Annotated in this window: 16 protein-coding genes and 1 pseudogene; 6 read left to right on the top strand and 11 right to left on the bottom strand. The window is 48.5% G+C overall.

What is annotated here, in order from left to right:
- The first annotated feature begins 2 nt into the window (after positions 1–2).
- A complete protein-coding gene (locus PREDE_RS06890) occupies positions 3–821 on the top strand; it encodes a DUF3108 domain-containing protein (protein ID WP_005845338.1) in 819 nt (272 codons plus the stop codon).
- Here PREDE_RS06890 and PREDE_RS06885 read toward each other — a convergent pair whose 3' ends face one another.
- The 8 genes from PREDE_RS06885 to PREDE_RS06850 all read right to left on the bottom strand — a co-directional run bounded on the left by PREDE_RS06885 (position 822) and on the right by PREDE_RS06850 (position 10,395).
- Entirely contained in the window at positions 822–1,745 is a 924-nt protein-coding gene (locus PREDE_RS06885; protein WP_005845336.1) for a lysophospholipid acyltransferase family protein, read from the bottom strand.
- A gap of 20 nt (positions 1,746–1,765) precedes the next feature.
- A complete protein-coding gene (locus PREDE_RS06880; RefSeq protein ID WP_005845334.1) occupies positions 1,766–3,592 on the bottom strand; it encodes an ABC transporter ATP-binding protein in 1,827 nt (608 codons plus the stop codon).
- Between the two features lie 9 nt (positions 3,593–3,601).
- Positions 3,602–5,005 carry a tRNA (N6-isopentenyl adenosine(37)-C2)-methylthiotransferase MiaB gene (gene miaB / locus PREDE_RS06875; RefSeq protein WP_005845332.1) on the bottom strand — a complete coding sequence of 468 codons (1,404 nt, stop codon included), beginning with the start codon at positions 5,003–5,005 and terminating at the stop codon, positions 3,602–3,604.
- A gap of 497 nt (positions 5,006–5,502) precedes the next feature.
- Positions 5,503–6,582, bottom strand: a complete 1,080-nt coding sequence (locus PREDE_RS06870; RefSeq protein ID WP_005845331.1) for a relaxase/mobilization nuclease domain-containing protein — start codon at positions 6,580–6,582, stop codon at positions 5,503–5,505.
- Entirely contained in the window at positions 6,566–6,997 is a 432-nt protein-coding gene (locus tag PREDE_RS06865) for a plasmid mobilization protein (protein WP_005845330.1), read from the bottom strand. The genes PREDE_RS06870 and PREDE_RS06865 overlap by 17 nt, the downstream gene beginning before the upstream one ends.
- Before the next feature lie 351 nt (positions 6,998–7,348).
- Positions 7,349–7,810 carry a DUF3408 domain-containing protein gene (locus PREDE_RS06860; RefSeq protein ID WP_005845328.1) on the bottom strand — a complete coding sequence of 154 codons (462 nt, stop codon included), beginning with the start codon at positions 7,808–7,810 and terminating at the stop codon, positions 7,349–7,351.
- Between the two features lie 4 nt (positions 7,811–7,814).
- Positions 7,815–8,777, bottom strand: coding sequence for a toprim domain-containing protein (locus tag PREDE_RS06855; RefSeq protein ID WP_005845327.1), 963 nt, complete (start codon positions 8,775–8,777; stop codon positions 7,815–7,817).
- A 181-nt stretch (positions 8,778–8,958) separates the two neighbouring features.
- Positions 8,959–10,395, bottom strand: a complete 1,437-nt coding sequence (locus PREDE_RS06850) for a VapE domain-containing protein (RefSeq protein ID WP_005845326.1) — start codon at positions 10,393–10,395, stop codon at positions 8,959–8,961.
- 478 nt (positions 10,396–10,873) lie between these two features.
- On the opposite strand from PREDE_RS06850, the gene PREDE_RS06845 reads away from it, so the two are divergent.
- Entirely contained in the window at positions 10,874–11,164 is a 291-nt protein-coding gene (locus PREDE_RS06845) for a helix-turn-helix domain-containing protein (protein WP_005845325.1), read from the top strand.
- Positions 11,161–11,466 (top strand): helix-turn-helix domain-containing protein, encoded by a 306-nt coding sequence (locus PREDE_RS06840; protein WP_005845322.1) that lies wholly within the window; start codon positions 11,161–11,163, stop codon positions 11,464–11,466. Before PREDE_RS06845 ends, PREDE_RS06840 begins: the two co-directional genes overlap by 4 nt.
- A 104-nt stretch (positions 11,467–11,570) precedes the next feature.
- Here PREDE_RS06840 and PREDE_RS06835 read toward each other — a convergent pair whose 3' ends face one another.
- Complete coding sequence (locus PREDE_RS06835) at positions 11,571–12,476, bottom strand: helix-turn-helix domain-containing protein (RefSeq protein ID WP_005845320.1); 906 nt, start codon at positions 12,474–12,476, stop codon at positions 11,571–11,573.
- 119 nt (positions 12,477–12,595) lie between these two features.
- On the opposite strand from PREDE_RS06835, the gene PREDE_RS06830 reads away from it, so the two are divergent.
- From PREDE_RS06830 to PREDE_RS06820, 3 genes and pseudogenes are all read left to right on the top strand, one after another.
- A complete protein-coding gene (locus PREDE_RS06830; RefSeq protein WP_004384417.1) occupies positions 12,596–13,048 on the top strand; it encodes a cupin domain-containing protein in 453 nt (150 codons plus the stop codon).
- A gap of 12 nt (positions 13,049–13,060) precedes the next feature.
- Positions 13,061–13,825 (top strand): MBL fold metallo-hydrolase, encoded by a 765-nt coding sequence (locus PREDE_RS06825; RefSeq protein WP_004384415.1) that lies wholly within the window; start codon positions 13,061–13,063, stop codon positions 13,823–13,825.
- A gap of 17 nt (positions 13,826–13,842) precedes the next feature.
- Positions 13,843–14,744 (top strand): annotated as a pseudogene (locus PREDE_RS06820) (radical SAM mobile pair protein B).
- A gap of 219 nt (positions 14,745–14,963) precedes the next feature.
- On the opposite strand, the gene PREDE_RS06815 reads toward PREDE_RS06820, so the two are convergent.
- Positions 14,964–15,368 carry a hypothetical protein gene (locus PREDE_RS06815; protein WP_015298589.1) on the bottom strand — a complete coding sequence of 135 codons (405 nt, stop codon included), beginning with the start codon at positions 15,366–15,368 and terminating at the stop codon, positions 14,964–14,966.
- Positions 15,365–16,609 carry a site-specific integrase gene (locus tag PREDE_RS06810; protein ID WP_015298588.1) on the bottom strand — a complete coding sequence of 415 codons (1,245 nt, stop codon included), beginning with the start codon at positions 16,607–16,609 and terminating at the stop codon, positions 15,365–15,367. The genes PREDE_RS06815 and PREDE_RS06810 overlap by 4 nt, the downstream gene beginning before the upstream one ends.
- Positions 16,610–16,611 lie beyond the last annotated feature (2 nt).

Genomic DNA, 16,611 nt, shown 5'->3' with positions numbered 1-16,611 from the left:
TCATGATGAACCCACTCAAGCATATCCTCTCGGCATCGCTCCTGCTGCTGCTGCCCGTCGTGGCCTCGGCGCAATGCACCTTTCGCAACACGGCTTTCAAGTCGGGCGAGTTCCTGTCCTACAACCTCTACTACAACTGGAAGTTCGTTTGGGTGAAGGCCGGCACGGCCTCGTTCTCCACGGTGCAGAGCGTCTACAATGGCAAAAAGGCCTATCGCGGCAGTCTCATCACACGTGGCAGCGACAAGGTGGACCAGATGTTTGTGCTACGCGACACGCTGCTCTGCTACAACACGCTCGACCTCACCCCGCTCTATTTCCGCAAGGGAGCCCACGAGGGCTCGCGCTACACGGTGGACGAAGTGTTCTATACCTACCCCAACGGAAAGTGTTCCATTCGCCAACACAGGCAGCACAACGACGACTCCCACACCTGGAACAAGCACACGTATGACGACTGCGTGTACGACATGATGAGCATTTTCCTGCGCGCGCGTTCGTTCAATCCCACGGGATGGAAAAGCGGACACGACGTGGACTTCCCCATTTCCGACGGCGACGGCACCCAGCCCGCCCGGCTCCGCTACGAGGGCAAGACCAACATCAAGGCCGACAACGGCCACACGTACCGCTGCCTGAAGCTGGCCTACATGGAGAGCAAGGACGGCGGGGAATACAAGAAAATCGTGGATTTCTACGTCACCGACGATGCCAACCACGTGCCCGTGCGGCTGGACATGCACCTGAAGTTTGGCGCGGCCAAGGCTTTTCTTTCCAACATGAAAGGCGTGAAAGAGGCCATCACCTCGCTGGTGAAGTAATCAATTGTCTCTGGGCACCACCTTTCCGCCCACAATCCGAAACTTGCGGTCGAACTCCTCGCGCGTGCGTTTCCAGCGGTTGTGGGTCCAAAGATAGGGCACCGGGTCGCGGCGGATGCTCTCTTCGAGCATCTGGAAGAAGCGGCGCGTAATCTCAAATTCGGGCAGACGGTTGGGCTCGTCGGTGATGAGCTGGAACGTGATGGTGTAATAACCGCGGCGAGGACGCTGTATATCTACATAGAACACCACGTTGTCCATCTTGCGCATGATGCGTTCGGCACCGGTAAAGACCGGTGTGTCGTGGTTCAGGAACGGCAGCCAGCAGTGTATGTTCTGCCATTTCGGGGCCTGGTCGGCAATGTATCCGCTCAGCGACATCACGCCCTCGCGCTTCCAGTTTACCAGTTGCCGCAGGATGTCCCGCTTGGGCACGGTGACGCCGATGGGCGGGCACGAGCGCAGCCGGCGGAAGAGATGGTCGAAAGCCTTGCTGTGCAACGGGTCGTAAATGAAGCAGAGCCGCCGCGATTCGTCCATGTCCATGCCCACCCGGGTGAGCCATTCCCAGTTGCAGTAATGGCCCAGAATGGCTGCCGTGTTGCGTCCCTGCCTGAACCACTGCTCGTGCACCTCGCCATTGGTGATGCGCAGCCGTTTCCTCATCTCGCGGTCGCTGATGCTCAACAGCTTCATGGCCTCGAAAAAATAATCGCAGAACCAGTGATAGAACCCACGTTCTATCTTGTCCAATTCCTGCTTTCCCATATCGGGGAAAGCCGAGCGCAGGTTGCCCCTCACTATCTTCCGACGATAGCCGATAAGCCTGTACATGAAGAAGTATTCCACATCCGACAGCGCATACAGCAGCCAGAAGGGCAGCAGCGAGAGTGCATAGAACAGACAGTAAACCACGTGTGTCATACGCTACGGGGGTTAATGGGTCAAGCCTGCATGTCGTGCAGCTTCTTGTAGTAGCCGTCGCAGGCCATGAGTTCGTCGTGCGTGCCCCGCTCCACAATCTCTCCTTCGTGCAGCACGCATATCTCGTCGGCGTTCTTGATGGTAGACAGGCGGTGGGCAATGGCCACGGTGGTGCGCGTCTTCATCAGCTTGAACAGTGCGTCCTGCACCAGCCGCTCGCTCTCGGTATCGAGTGCCGAGGTGGCCTCGTCGAGGATGAGGATGGGCGGATTCTTCAGAATGGCGCGGGCAATGCTCACGCGTTGCCGCTGTCCGCCCGAGAGACGGCCGCCGCGGTCGCCGATGTTGGTATCGAATCCCTGCTCCGACTCCATGATGAAGTCGTAGGCATTGGCAATGCGTGCCGCCCGCTCCACGTCCTCGCGCGTGGCGTTTTCCACGCCGAAAGTGATGTTGTTGTAGAACGTGTCGTTGAAGAGGATGGCCTCTTGGTTGACGTTTCCGATGAGCTGGCGCAGGTCGTGGATGCCCAGCTGGCGCACGTTGACGCCGTCGATGAGCACTTCTCCCTCCTGCACGTCGTAGTAGCGGGGTATCAGGTCGACGAGCGTCGACTTGCCGCCGCCGCTCTGCCCCACGAGGGCCACGGTCTTTCCCTTGGGAATGGTGAGGTTGATGTGGCGCAGCACCCAGTGTTCACCATACTTGAAACTTACGTCGCGGAACTCGATGTCGCGCTCGAAGCTGCGCAGGTGCACCGGCCGTTCGGGCTCGCGGATGGTCACCTCGGCCATCAGTATCTTGTCCACGCGCTCCATCGAGGCCAGTCCTTTGGGAATGTTGTAGCCGGCACGGGAGAAATCTTTCAGCGGGTTGATGATGCTGTAAAGGATGGTCATGTAGTAGATGAACGAGGGGCCGTCGATGCTTCGGTGGCTCAACACCAGCACGCCACCGAACCACAGCACGATGACTATCATCACCGTGCCCAGAAATTCGCTCATCGGATGTGCCATCTGCTGGCGTATGTTCACCCGCATCACGTTGTCGCGATAGGCCGAATTTACCTCGTCGAAACGCCGGTTCATCTTCTCCTCGGCACAGAAGGCCTTGATGATGCGCAGGCCGCCAAGCGTCTCTTCCACCTGGCTCATGGTGTCGCTCCACAGGGCCTGGGCCTTGATGGAGCGTGCCTTGAGCCGTCGGCCCACCAGTCCCATGAACCAGCCGAAGATGGGCACAAAGACAATGGTGAACAGGGTGAGCTGCCATGAGAACACGAGCAGGGCCGTGAAGTAGATGAGGATAAGGATGGGATTCTTGAAAAGCATGTCGAGCGACGACATGATGCTGTTCTCTATCTCCTGCACGTCTCCGCTCATGCGGGCGATGATGTCGCCCTTTCGCTCCTCGGAGAAGAAGCCGAGCGAGAGCGATGTTATCTTTTGGTAGAGCTGATTGCGGATGTCGCGCACCACGCCCGTGCGTATGGGGATGATGGTGGCCGAGGAGAGGAAGTAGGCTCCGGTCTTGAGAAAGGTCATGAAAGACAGCACCAGGCCGATGATGAGCAGGGTGGTGGTGGCCCCGACACTGCCTACAAGCTGATTCACATAGTAGTCCATGTTGTTCATCAAGGCCTCTTTCAGGTTGGCCATCGTCACGGGCATGAGGCGGGTGGCCCGTGCCGTGTCGTCGGTTTGGAAGAGAATGCTCAGCATGGGGATGAGCGTGGCAAACGAAAAGATGTTCAGCACCGCCGAAAGGATGTTGAACAGCACGCTCAGTGCCAGGTATTTCTTGTAGGGCGGAATGAACCGCCGCAGCACTTTCAGGAATTCCTTCATGGCTCTGTGTTAGGGTTTCTGTGTGGCGTCGCCGGTTGCAGCCGCGGCGTCGGGCCCGTCGACCACCTCGCCAATCAGCGTGGCCGAGGTGGATCCGGTGATGCGCACCCAGACCAATTCGCCCAAATGGTGGCTGCCTTTGTCGATGACCACCGCCTTGTTCTGCGGCGTGCGACCCATGAGTTGGCCACGGCTGCGCCTGGCAAAACGCTCTATAAGCACCTCGAATACCTTGCCTTCGTCCTTCCGGTTCTGGGCTGCACTGACCTCCGTTTGCAGGCGGATGAGCTCGTTCAGCCGGTCGGTCTTCACCTCCTCGGGCACGTTGTCGGGCAGGTGGCTGGCGGCGTAGGTGCCGGGACGCTCACTGTATTTGAACATGAAGGCCGAGTCGAAGCCCACCTCGCGCACCAGGCTCAGCGTCTGTTGCTGGTCTTCCTCGGTCTCGTCGTGGTAGCCCACGAAGATGTCTGTGGTGATGCCGCAGTCGGGAATGATGCGCCGAATGGCTGCCACCTTGCCGAGATACTCCTCCCGGGTGTACTTGCGGTTCATGAGTTTCAGTATCTTACTGCTGCCGCTCTGGGCGGGAAAGTGGATGTGGTTGCACAGGTTGGGCTCGCCGGCAACGGCATGCAGGATGTCCTCGGTCATGTCTTCGGGGTTCGACGTGGTGAAGCGCACGCGCATATCGGGCACGGCACGGGCCACCAGGCGCAGCAGCTGGGCAAACAAGGTGCCGTCGGCCGGACGCTTGCCATTGGGCAGCAGTCCGTAGCTGTTCACGTTTTGGCCCAGCAAAGTCACCTCTTTGAATCCCTTGTCGTGCAGGTCGCGCACCTCCTTGAGTATGCTTTCCACGTCGCGGCTACGCTCACGGCCGCGGGTAAAGGGCACGATACAGTAGTGGCAGAAGTTGTTGCAGCCGCGCATGATGCTCACAAAACCGCTGATGCGGTTGCCTCCAATGCGCTGGGGTATCACGTCGCGGTAGGTCTCCGTGGTCGAGAGGGTCACGTCCACGGCCGGCAGTCCGTTCTCCGCGGCGGCCATCATCTCGGGCAGGTTCAGGTACGAGTCGGGGCCGCAAACCAGGTTGGCATGGTGGTTCTTCACCAGGTCGTCCTTCACGCGCTCGGCCATGCAGCCCAAAACCCCCAGTATCGGCCCTGCCGATTTTGAATTTTGAATTCTGAATTTTGAATTCCTCAAGGCGTGCAGCGTGTCGAGCCGGTGGTAAATCTTGTTCTCGGCGTTCTCGCGTATCGAGCAGGTATTGAGGAAAATAGCGTCTGCCTCGTCCTCGTTGTCCGTGAGTTCGTAGCCCGCCATCTGCATCACGGAGGCCACAACTTCCGAGTCGGCCACGTTCATCTGGCAGCCATAGGTCTCTATGAAGAGTTTCTTGTTCATTCGCTATCAATCGTTTGGAGTGCAAAGTTACGAATAATATTTGGCTTATCGCCGGTTAGGGTCAGAAAAGGAGCGGGAAATGGGGTGGGGGAGAAACCGTGGCACGGGGCGTCCCAACGGGTATGCGGGTATTGCTGTATAGGGTGGTGGGAGTGTCCCGGCGGCCCTACGGATATTGCCGTAGGGGGTGGCGAGAATGCCACGGCGGTTTCGGGGCGTTGCGATTGCGGCGAAACGGCGATGTGATTACGAGGGAAGATAATTTCTAAAATGTATCTAATTGAAAATAAAGAAGTTACCTTGCTGTGCAAACTAAACAGGTAACGATTTGGAAACGAGCGAAGTGCCATTAACCGCAGGTTTCTGCATCAACAAAGAACGCTTGTTATTCTATTTGCAAAGATAATCATTTGCTTTGAATAACAAGCGTTTTTGATAAGATTTTCACTCTTTTGCGTCATCTGTTGTTTGGAAAGATTGAAAAATGAGGAGAATGGTTATATTCCTCTTCCTCGTTTCTTCTTTTTCTTGGCTTGGTTTCTGAGTTTTCGTTGCCATACCGTCTCAGCATAATCATCGCCATGTGTCTGTGGATTGATAAGTCCACCTGCTCCCGAAATTATTTCTTCAGCAGCATTCAAGACAGTGCTTGCTACATTTCCTACGGCTTGTGCAATAGGTGAAGTTTCGTTTGCTTTTGTAGGCGGTGTGTACGAACGGCTGGGAGGAACAAGTTGATAGGCTGTATCCGGTTGGGGTTTGCTCTTTTCCTGCTCGTGCGCCATTATTTGAGCTTTTGTCATTATCTCCTTTGTTTCGGCTTTATTGCCTGCTTCAAAGTTCTTTTGCAAAGAACGGTAGCCGAACTCCCTGCCGATTTCGGAAGCCTTGAAGCTTTGTCCATTGAAGGAGAACTTCAAACCATATACTTTGCCCTGCTTGTTCTTCATGCGCTCTATGGCGATGTCGTTCTTATTTAGGTCGTAAAGAAACATTGAATGCCCTGTGATGCCTGTTCCTTTATACTTTTCAAGCAAGGTGTAGCAAATCTTTTGTACCTGCTGCTTCGTTTGCTCTCTCGTAGGATTGGATTTTGCTTTCTGATACATCCTTTCAGCCTTTACTTCCTTTGCAATGGTCAAGCCTTTCGAGCGACTTATTTCCTCCGCCACTCTTGCTGCCCTGTTGCTTACAAAAGTGGTGTCATAGACTTCCCCATACAGGCTGATGCGGTTGGCAATGATATGGATATGCCTGTTATCGGTGTCCTTGTGCGTTACTGCTACCCATTGGTGGTTGTCAAGTCCCATTTGGTTGGCAAACAGATGGGCTATCCGCATGAGTTCAGATACGGGTAGTTTCTTCTCATCCTGAGGTGCTATACCGATTTCAATGCGGAGGAACTTGTTTCTGCATCGTGTGTTGTAATCGCTGACCACTTTCATTTCCTTGTAGATAGCCTTCGGTTCCCTGCTGCAAAGATTGTGAAAGGCAAGCCGATTGCCAAGCTTGCCCTCCCGAAAAATATACTCCAGCGCATTGCTGCCGTGCGCTATCGCCTTACACTTTCCTATCATCTCTCGACATATTTAAGACCTTATATATTTCGTCGTCCACACGAAAATGCGGGTCGTAAAATCGCTTAAATGCTTCTTTGGCACATAGCAAAAGGTTCTGTGTGATATGTACCCATCTCTCATCCTTGACTTTAATAAGGTTGGAAATCTGCCCATAGAACCTGCCCGTATGCTGGAGAATGGCAATGGCTTCTCTCTCATTGTCCGTCATCTTAGGAATGGCAACCACTTCTCCATTAAGGAGTATTTCACGGCAGTAGTCTGAGAACTTCCGTCTTGTGCTTTCCGCCTTTGACTTGATGCGCTGCTTTTCCTCTAAGGTGCATCTTACCTTGATGAACTCCGTCTTGTTCATCCTCGCTTCTTCTTTACCTCGTTGCTGCCATTTGGCAGTTCTGCTATCATATCTGTTCATATAAAAGTCCTCTTTTCTTTGTTTTCAATCTTGCTTAATTTCCGAACGCTGACCGATGAGAACGGAGTGATTATGGTCTAATCTCCCCGATAACCGAACGAGGGGAGCAAGCGCAGTTTGTGGGTACAAACTGACGTCTTGCAATGTCAGCTAACGAAACGTTTACGCATAAAGCGTTTTGTCGTCCAAAAATGAATGCTATGCATTCAGAAGATTAACTGTGTTCGTGGCATTCCCACCGTTCAATGTGTTCAGTAAAAATCTATTGTTGGTACTACCCTAAAACGGTCGAGGATTTTGAGTGAAAGGGACATCCTTTTACTCGATAGTCCTTGACCGTTTTTCTGTTGTTTACAGCTTCCTCCATTTTTCTATATCCTCACCGTATTCCTCCAAATGGATACGCACAAGGTTTTCGATGAAGCTCGAGACATTGGCTCCTTTATCTCCCAATCTACGGACAATGAAGTCTGCACGTTCCTGTGTTTCCCTGCTCAGATAGACCGCCTTTCTCTCACTTAGCTTTGTTGGAACAAGAAACGCCTGCCTGTATGCGTCAAGTGTCTCTTTTCTCATCTTGGCACTGATGCGTCGTTGAATAGTTGCATGCTCTGTATGCAGTACAGGCTCGGATGGCGTGGCATGCTCTATGGCATGTCCTGTTTCTTGTTGTTTTTGCTCTTGAATAGTTTTCATTCCCTTTTCCCGGAATTCAGAGACAGATTGTTCACTTGAATTTTCAGCTTGGCTCATACCAAAAGTTTTTCCTATGAAACGATCTATTTCTTCCATGTTTCTTCTTTCCTTTTTCATCACTCTATCTTATTTTAAGTTTGACTTGTTTTATTTTGTTGCTTATATTTGGAGTTTTCTCCAACTCTTCCCGTTGCTCACGGACACGTCTGACGTGAAAATCGTTGAGATCTTTGAAGTCTCCATAATACACAGCCATATCTTCTACCTTAAAACCTGTGTTTACAAATTCCTGCACAGCTTTTCGCCCTGCATCGTCATTGTCAAGAAAAGCACGAACGGAGGTTATATTTCTTTCATTCAGGTAGTGGATACTTCTTGCTACATTACTCACGGAATTCATCACAAGGCATTGGTTGGAGACCTCCCCTTTCATTGAAAGAAAAGAGAGAAAGTCCATAAAGCCCTCGAACAGACAGACGGGCTGTGCCTTGTCCTCAAATATCGGAGTGATGTTCTTCGGGGCAATCGTTCCCTTGAACGTATTGTTGTCCCGAAGTTCATAACCACCCGAAGAATTGGCAAAGCCGATGGCTTCATATCTCTTTCCCCTTACCTCGTAGCTGATACATTTGAGAAAGGGTGTTGCCTTTTTCAAATTGATGCAACGTTCCTTGATAAGGTATTCCTGCAAATGCGGCGGCAAGGTGTCTGATATGCTTATCAGTCTCCTTGTTTCGCTTGCTTGTCTTGTAGTTGTCTGGTTGAGACCAATACGGGGTTCAGTCTTTGAATAGCTGTGCGCTGTATTATCGGAAGCGTTCTGCCCCAAACGGCAGATGGCTTCCGAGAGCGTACAGCCTTCCAAGCGCATACAGAGGTCGATGATGCTTCCGCCCCTGCCTTCGGCATAGTCTATCCAAAGGTTCTTTTCCCTGTCCACTTTGAAACTCGGACGCGTTTCCTCCCTGAGCGGTGAACGGTACATGGCATAGGTTGGTGTTTTATGGACAGGCCTGATACCCCTCCTTTCGAGATACTCCACGATGGGATATCGCTTGATAAGTGATAAATCTTCTTCTTTCATTGTTTTGATACTTTAATGGGTTGAATGATAAATATTTATGTTTGTCTGTTTTATGGTTTTACCGTTTCCAAAGTTTTTCCCCTCCAAACTTTTTCATCTTTCTTCTTACTACATACCATTTTATGATAAGTAATTGATAATCAGTAATGCTTGATAGTGTAGGACGACACTACACATTCTACTACATTTGGTTACTACAAGTTTGAAGGAGCGGGCAGGGCAAGATTTTTCTCATCTTGTAGACATAGATGGGGCTGCCTCCATTTCTTCGTTTGCTCACTTTTATATATCCTGCTTTCTTCAAGGCTTCGCCCATACGCTTGGCAACAAGTGGCTGGTGGGTATAAATACCCAGATAGGTGAGTATCTCCGTAGTAGTCATTAACGAATAGCTTTCATCCTCCGTTGGCTTTTCAAAGCAACGCAGCAAAAGTTCCATCTCAGCGGTCTGTACTTGAAAGTCTTCACTCTCCCTGTATAGTTCAGCAATCTCATCATCATCAAACCAATAGCGAAAACCTGACTTTAACAGGGCTTTGGCTTCAGCATAGACATTGTCCATTGAAATACGCTTGGCTTTCTCTATGTCTATGGAAAGAACTTCAAAGGGCAGGAAACGTCTGCTGCCTGTCGGGTCGGTAAGAAAATCGTTGCCGTTCACCGATGCCACAAAGCTTGCCAAGTGGGGATGCTCCTCTACATACTTATCATATGGCATACGGTACTTGACCATCGGACAGGTGATAAGGTTCTTCAGTTCGTTCTCGTCCCGCTTATTGAGGGCTTTGAGCTGGTCATCTATGTTTACGATAAGGTTCTGACCGATATAAGTAAGTGTGTCTTTCTCCTGCGGATATATCTTGCCCGTGTAGCTGTAACCATGCAGTGCTGGCGGACAGAGCAGGTCAAGGAACGTGGTCTTGAACTTGCCCTGCTCGCCTGTCAGTACAAGACAGGTATGGTTGCGGCACTCGCGGTCGTCCATCGCATTGGCGACCACCGCCACGAGCCATTTGGTAAGATACGGCAACCATTTGTTAGAATTACGGACAACAACGTAGCTTGCCAAATCGGAAATTGCTTTCGGTGAAAAAGAAGGCACATTACTATCCCTACAACCAGCATCATCACAGCTACTGCTATCACCTATATCTATCAATGGCAACCCTTTTAAATACTCCTGCACGGGATTGATACGGGGAGAAAAGCTGCTTTCAATGATGGAATAAAGGTTCTCGGCAGAAGTCGCTATGCCTTCATCGCAATCAAGTTCCCTGCGAAGTGTGTTGATTTCATAGCGACCAACCTTTACAAAACTACTATTACCCTTACTGCGATATTCGGTTCTGCCCAATACCGTGTTATATCTGAACTCGTAGTGTGTGGAGAGGTAGTTTTCTATCTCTGCGTTCTTGGAGGAACTCCTCTTTCGATGAGGATTTCTCCTGCTGTCTATATTGCCTGCATCTGCGTTCTTTTTCATTATTCCCTTGAATTGGTTTCCAAGAGTGAAGTTAGGGTGAGAATGCGTAACTCCCAAGCATTCAGATCCTTCTTGCATAATGTTGCTTCTGTATGCTGCAAAATTCTTAGGGAAACGGGCAGGAAAGAAGAGCATTTATCGCCTCATTAAGCAAAAAACGGATGACAGGAAAGAAAGGTTAGCTGAAATACGGATGTTACTGTCTGCTTTCAGATGCCGTCTTTTGCTCCAACTATCTACAAACTATTGATTGGAGGATATTTTATATCGGATTACTGTGCCAACCTATTCCACTATGACGCCACAAGCTGCCACTTGAATGGAAAGTGATGGAATAAGAAATATCCAATATTAATTTTGCATAAGACAAGCTGCGCTCGGAAAAGGATAAGTGAACTCTCCTCTGCACTCGCTTGGATTGTCTTTGCAATGAAAGAAAAAAGACGGGGCAGGAAAACGCAAATGTGAACCGATGAAACGGATTGCTCTTTTCCCGATAGTTCCCGATACTTCCCTGCTGTTCCCCACGGCTTTGAGAGGCACACGCACGTCATTACCTTTGCCGATGGAAACAGGAAAGATTTGAAACAGCAAACAATAACAATATAAAATTATGAACTATTACATCATTACAGAAACCAATTGGGCAAAGCTTCGAGATGAAATCTTGAGCCTTGCCGAGAGTTGCCACAAGGCATTCGGAGAGAAAAGCAAGCACACAGACTGGCTGCACAACGGTGATGTGTGCCAGCTGCTGAACATCAGCAAACGCACCTTGCAGCATTATCGTGATACGGGTGTGCTGCCGTTTACGCAAATCGGACACAAGTGCTATTACAAGGGCGAGGATGTGGAAGCATTGCTTCTTACGAAGTCGAACAAACCTAAAAACAGACAGATATGATGGAAACAGCAAGAGATTTGAACATGGAGACGGACGAGATGCAGTTGGTCGTCTCAGCGTTGAGAGGTGTAGGTAAACGAATAGTAGAAGTGGCGGATACACACAAGCCACTCTTTGCTGGCGAACTTTTCCTCACAGGAAAGGAAGTGTGCGAGCGGCTGTATATCAGTCCCCGTACCTTGCAGGACTACCGAGACAGGAAGATTATTCCCTACACGCAGTTTGCAGGAAAGATACTCTACAAGGCTTCGGACTTGGAGAAGATGCTGGAGGAGAATTATCAGGGTAGTCAGACAGGATAAAGGCAATAAGCGTATATTGGTGAATGGATAACGGCACTTGAGCAGAGATATATCTGTTTCAAGTGCCGTTCGTTTATTGGTAAGTTCTTCGTTTAATCATTTTTCTATTCTGCGGTAAACTGTTGTCCTTTATATTCTTCTTTAAACTCCGTAACCGTCTGTCCTGTTTGTTTTTTGAAGAAACGCATTAAATGTCCCGGCTCCGAGAAATTGAATTCGTATGCCAATTCACTGGTAGTTTTGTCAGTGAATAGTATTTCATTCTTGATTTCTGCAAGCAGACGTTGTTTCAGCAGATGTACGGCCGTTTGCCCATATTGTGCCTGTACAGAAGCATTCAATGTGATGCGGCTGATGTTCAGCATGGCTGCATAGTCGGCCACTTGCTGGTATTGGCGAATATGCTTCTCTAAGAGTTGTTTGAACTCAAAGGCATGGTGGTTCTTGGGGGCATCAAAAGGCAGATGGTATTGAGCAGAATACCTACGATTAAGGGTCATGAGCAGATAATGAAGCAAGGATACGATGATGTGATAGCTGTCGGCAAGAGGATGGTTGAGTTCTTCTTTTATCCGCACAAGCAAACGCTCGTATTCTTGTTGTTCCATAGCTGTAGCCGACAGATAGGGTGGGAAATCTGTTTGGTAGCAATAAAGCAAACGATAAGTAAAGAAAGGATCGGCAAGATAGGTTGAAAGAAAATCATCACGGAAAATAAGGAAACGATAATCCGTTTGGCTTTCATCAATGTGCCACTCCTGATGGATGTGCGGCGAAAGTATCAGCACCGTATTGTCTTTCAACGCGATATATTGAAAGCCATAACGCAGCCACCCGGATGCTTTCCTGAAGAAAAACAACTCGAAGAAGTTGGTTTTGAAAGACGGATACTCCATCAATACGCCCCGCAAACGCTCGTGCGTATCGGTATTGATGTTGAAGTCTACACCACATTCCGTTTTGCAGAAAGGAACTTGTGTAAGTTCTTGGGGATGACTCTCTAATTTCATGCAACAAATGTACGAATAATTAATGGCTTATCAAAATGGTAGAGCATATATTATTAATGGTAGAATGTGTCTTTGTTTTATGCACTACCTTTGCACTCGTAATCAAAACAAATAGCATTATGAAAGAAATTAAAATTGTAGAAAAAGGTGAGAACTTCACCACGGTGAACGTAGGTAAGTTGAATGAAATTAAGGAATATGAGTTGGCTATGGGCAATTTCTCTATCCCGGGAAAGATGTTTGCCGGACATGCACTACAAGCAACAGGCGCAGAATTGTCTTTCCAAAGTCTTGCAGCTGGGCAGGATTATGGCACACGCCATACCCATAAAACCCACGAAGAGCTTTATTTCATTCTTAAAGGTGAAGGCATTTTCGATGTAGACGGCAAACGATTTCCCGTTTCAGAAGGAAGCATCGTGAGAATTGCGCCCAATGGCAAACGTGCTTTCAAGAACACAGGCAGCAGCGAAATGCTCGTGCTTTGCGTACAATATAAGGCAAATTCGTTCTCTGATGATGATGAACCTCTGAAGGATGGTATTATGCTGGAAGCCAATGTTAAACTTTAATTTTAATAAACAATGAATATCCAACAAGTAAGAAACGCAACGATAATCGTTGAATATGGGGGAAAGAAAATTCTGATCGACCCCATGTTGGGAAAGAAAGGCTGCATGCCTCCTTTCCCCTTTAGTAGAAATCAACACCTGCGCAACCCACTTCATGAACTACCTTTTCCTGTAGAAGAGATGCTAAAAGGTGTAGATGCGGTGTTGCTTACCCATCTACACGATGACCATATCGATGAGGCGGCCTATGAAATGATGCCTAAAGATATGCGATTTTTTGTGCAAGACGAAAACAATCGGCAGGTGGTGATGTCGCATGGATTTAATCATGTGGAAGTTGTCGGCGACAATACAAGGATTGGGGAAGTGAGCATACAAAAGGCCGAAAGCCAGCATGGTAATTTCATCATGAAGTATCCTGCCGGACATACAGCGGGTTATGTATTCACTCATCCACAAGAAAAGACGCTCTATCACGCCGGAGATACCATCTGGTATGCTGGTGTGAAGCGCAATTTGAAGCGTTTTCGCCCCGAGGTTATCACCCTTAATGCTGGTGGCAATGGCTTTCGCTTGGGTGGACGCGTTATTATGAACGATGAAGATGTGGTAAAAGTTGCTGCAGCTGCACCTGATGCAAAGTTATTTGTGACGCATCTTGAAGGCGTGAACCATAATAGCGTGACGCGTGAAATGGTGAGAAAGCGTGCGGAAGTGGCAGGAATTTTAGACCGCGTCTTTATTCCTGAAGACGGTGAAACGGTAGAGGATTTATAAAGAATAAAGGAAGATATATGGCAAAAACACTCATTGGAACGAAAGAGGTGCGTGACATCATGACCAAGTCCAACCTCCCTGTTGGTGGCTATTCGGTGAATCCATACGTGGGTTGCACCCATGCTTGCAAGTATTGTTACGCCTCATTCATGAAGCGCTTCAAGGACATAAAGAAGAATGGGGCACTTTCTTAGACGTGAAGCATTGGCCTGCAATCAAGAATCCGAAGAAATATGCCGGACAACGCGTGGTTATTGGATCAGTGACCGATGGATATAATCCCGAAGAAGCAACGTTCCGCAGGACACGTAAACTGCTTGAAGAGCTCAAAGACAGCGATGCGGAAATACTCATTTGTACAAAGAGCGACCTCGTGTTGCGCGACCTTGACCTGCTCCGGCAAATGAAGAAAGTCACCGTATCGTGGTCAGTCAACACGCTTGATGAGACATTTCGTGCCGACATGGACAAGGCCGTGAGCATAGAGCGGCGCATCGCAGCCATGCGAAAGGTCTACGAGGCGGGCATCCGAACCATTTGTTTTGTGTCGCCCATCTTCCCTGACATCACCAATTTCAAAGCTATTTTTCATGAAGTAAAAGACATTTGCGACCTCTTTTGGCTTGAAAACCTCAATCTGCGGGGTGGTTTTAAGGCCAACATTATGGGTTATATCAAATCACACTATCCCCATTTGTTCCCACTTTATGAAGAAATCTATTTGCATAAAGACCGAACATATTGGAAGCAATTGGAGCAAGAGGCCGCGAAAATGGCACAGGAGGCTCAATGTAAGTATGTGGATAATGAATTGCCTTACGAACGAAGTCCCAAAGGACATCCCTCGATAGTGAATTATCTTTATCACGAAGAAATCAGAGGGTCAGGAAATACGGGTAAAAGGAATGTTATGCAATAAAACAGATGCGTATCTCTACTGTTGATAGACTACTTGGAGAATAACTACTTATAAGGCTTTCGGTATACTTGAAGGCCTCAAAAACATAGTTGTGTGTAGTTAGACGGTAGTAATAACCATTCCTACTTTCTAACTACAATACCAACCCTTTCTCTTTCACTGTATTATCTTTCCTTGTAGTTATGTAGTAAGATAATATCGGTGAAAGAGAAAAGCATATCAATTGATACTGCCACTTCCATATAGGAATATCTGCTCCCTCACAGGTATAGGGCGTTGCAGTTCTCGACAGATGTATTTCCTGAACAAGTGTACTTCCGTGCTGTCCAATTGATAAGACAAAGCGATGATGATTGAAAGCGGATAAAGCGGAGCATAACCTCGCAGCCGTCCGTTCACGTAGACTTCCTGCTCCCCTGTATCCCTTTCGTCGGGTTGCAGGGGAGAGACTTTTAGTAGAAGTTGCAGACGATAATTGAGCTTCCTCCATGTTACACTAAAGAAATCCACCAGTTCACTCTCTGTCATTGCTATTTCGCCTTTGCCTTTGCGAGTGATTTGCATATTATCGCCCCACTCGAAATAGCTTCGCTCTCTTTTTGTTTGATGGTGATTGACATTCATACGGTTTCCTCCTTCGTTTCTTTTGTCTGATGTTTCCTTATCAACCTGTCCATGTCCTCCGAAATCTTATTGTCCGTCACCTGTGCGTAGATTTGAGTACTGGATATAGAGGCGTGCCCCATCATCTTGGCAATGCTTTCGATAGGTATTCCTGCACTTAAACTCATCGTGCCGAACGTGTGCCTTGCCATGTGGTAGGACAACCGCTCTCTGATACCGCAAGCCTTACCCACGATGCTCAGGTTCTTGCTCATCACGCTACGGCTACAAGCACAGTGAAAAATAAAGTCGTCACCTTTTTCTTTCACCGTCTGCTTTTCTTTCATGCTTGGTTGTTCTTTCTTGCATTGCTTGATAATGGCTTTCGCTATGGGATGCAGCGGTACTACAAACTCCACTTTTGTCTTCTGCCGTTCCTTGCGGATATATCTTTGTCCGTCGGCTGTCATTTGTATGTGTCCAAATTGCAGATGTTCCATATCAGCAATAGACAAGCCCGTAAAGCAAGCAAAGATAAACATGCGTCTTGCTTGTTCTGCTTCCTTATCAATTACTCTCAATGCCATGAGTTTGGCAACATCGCTCTTTTGCAGAAAGCGTATCTTCTGTTCCGCTTTCTCATACTTGACATTCTCAAAAGGATTACAGCGAATGAGTCTCTGGCTGACCGCACGATACATCAATCTACTCAACCAACAAAGATAACGATTCATGGTTGCTGTTGCCAAACCTCGTTTCTTCAGATAGAAGCGGTATTCTTCAAATAAGTCTTCCGTTATAGTGGTTATGGCTATATCCGTCATTCCCTTATCCTTTACAAACTCTGTAAGTAACTTGTCTGAATAGAGAAGATTCTGATAAGTCCCCTCTGCCCTTGATTTGCCCACGCACTCTTTAACGGATTGCAGTTCGGCTTTGCTAATGACAAGAAGTGTTGTCGGTATGGTGGCTACTCCCTGCAAACGGTTTTTAAGTAGTTCCACGCTTACCACTCCGTCCTTTATCAATATCTCCTGATAGGTCTTTTCTACAAGTTCTTTGAACTCGCCGATTCTTTGATTGGTTTTCTTGTCGGTTGTCAGTCCTTTCCTGCTGTTCCACTCGGAGGATTTGCACTGCTCGCCTGTGGTAATGGCGGTACTCTTTCCGTCTATGGTGATACGGCAGAGAATGGCGGTCTTGCCGTCTGCTTTTATTTTCTGTCTGTTGATATAGAATAATATCTTGAATGTACTTCTCATAA

Origin of the sequence: Prevotella dentalis DSM 3688 (assembly GCF_000242335.1) — a bacterium.
In the GTDB taxonomy this organism is placed as follows: domain Bacteria; phylum Bacteroidota; class Bacteroidia; order Bacteroidales; family Bacteroidaceae; genus Prevotella; species Prevotella seregens.
Note: the sequence above shows the minus strand (reverse complement) of the source record. Positions and strands in the feature narration are given on the sequence as shown.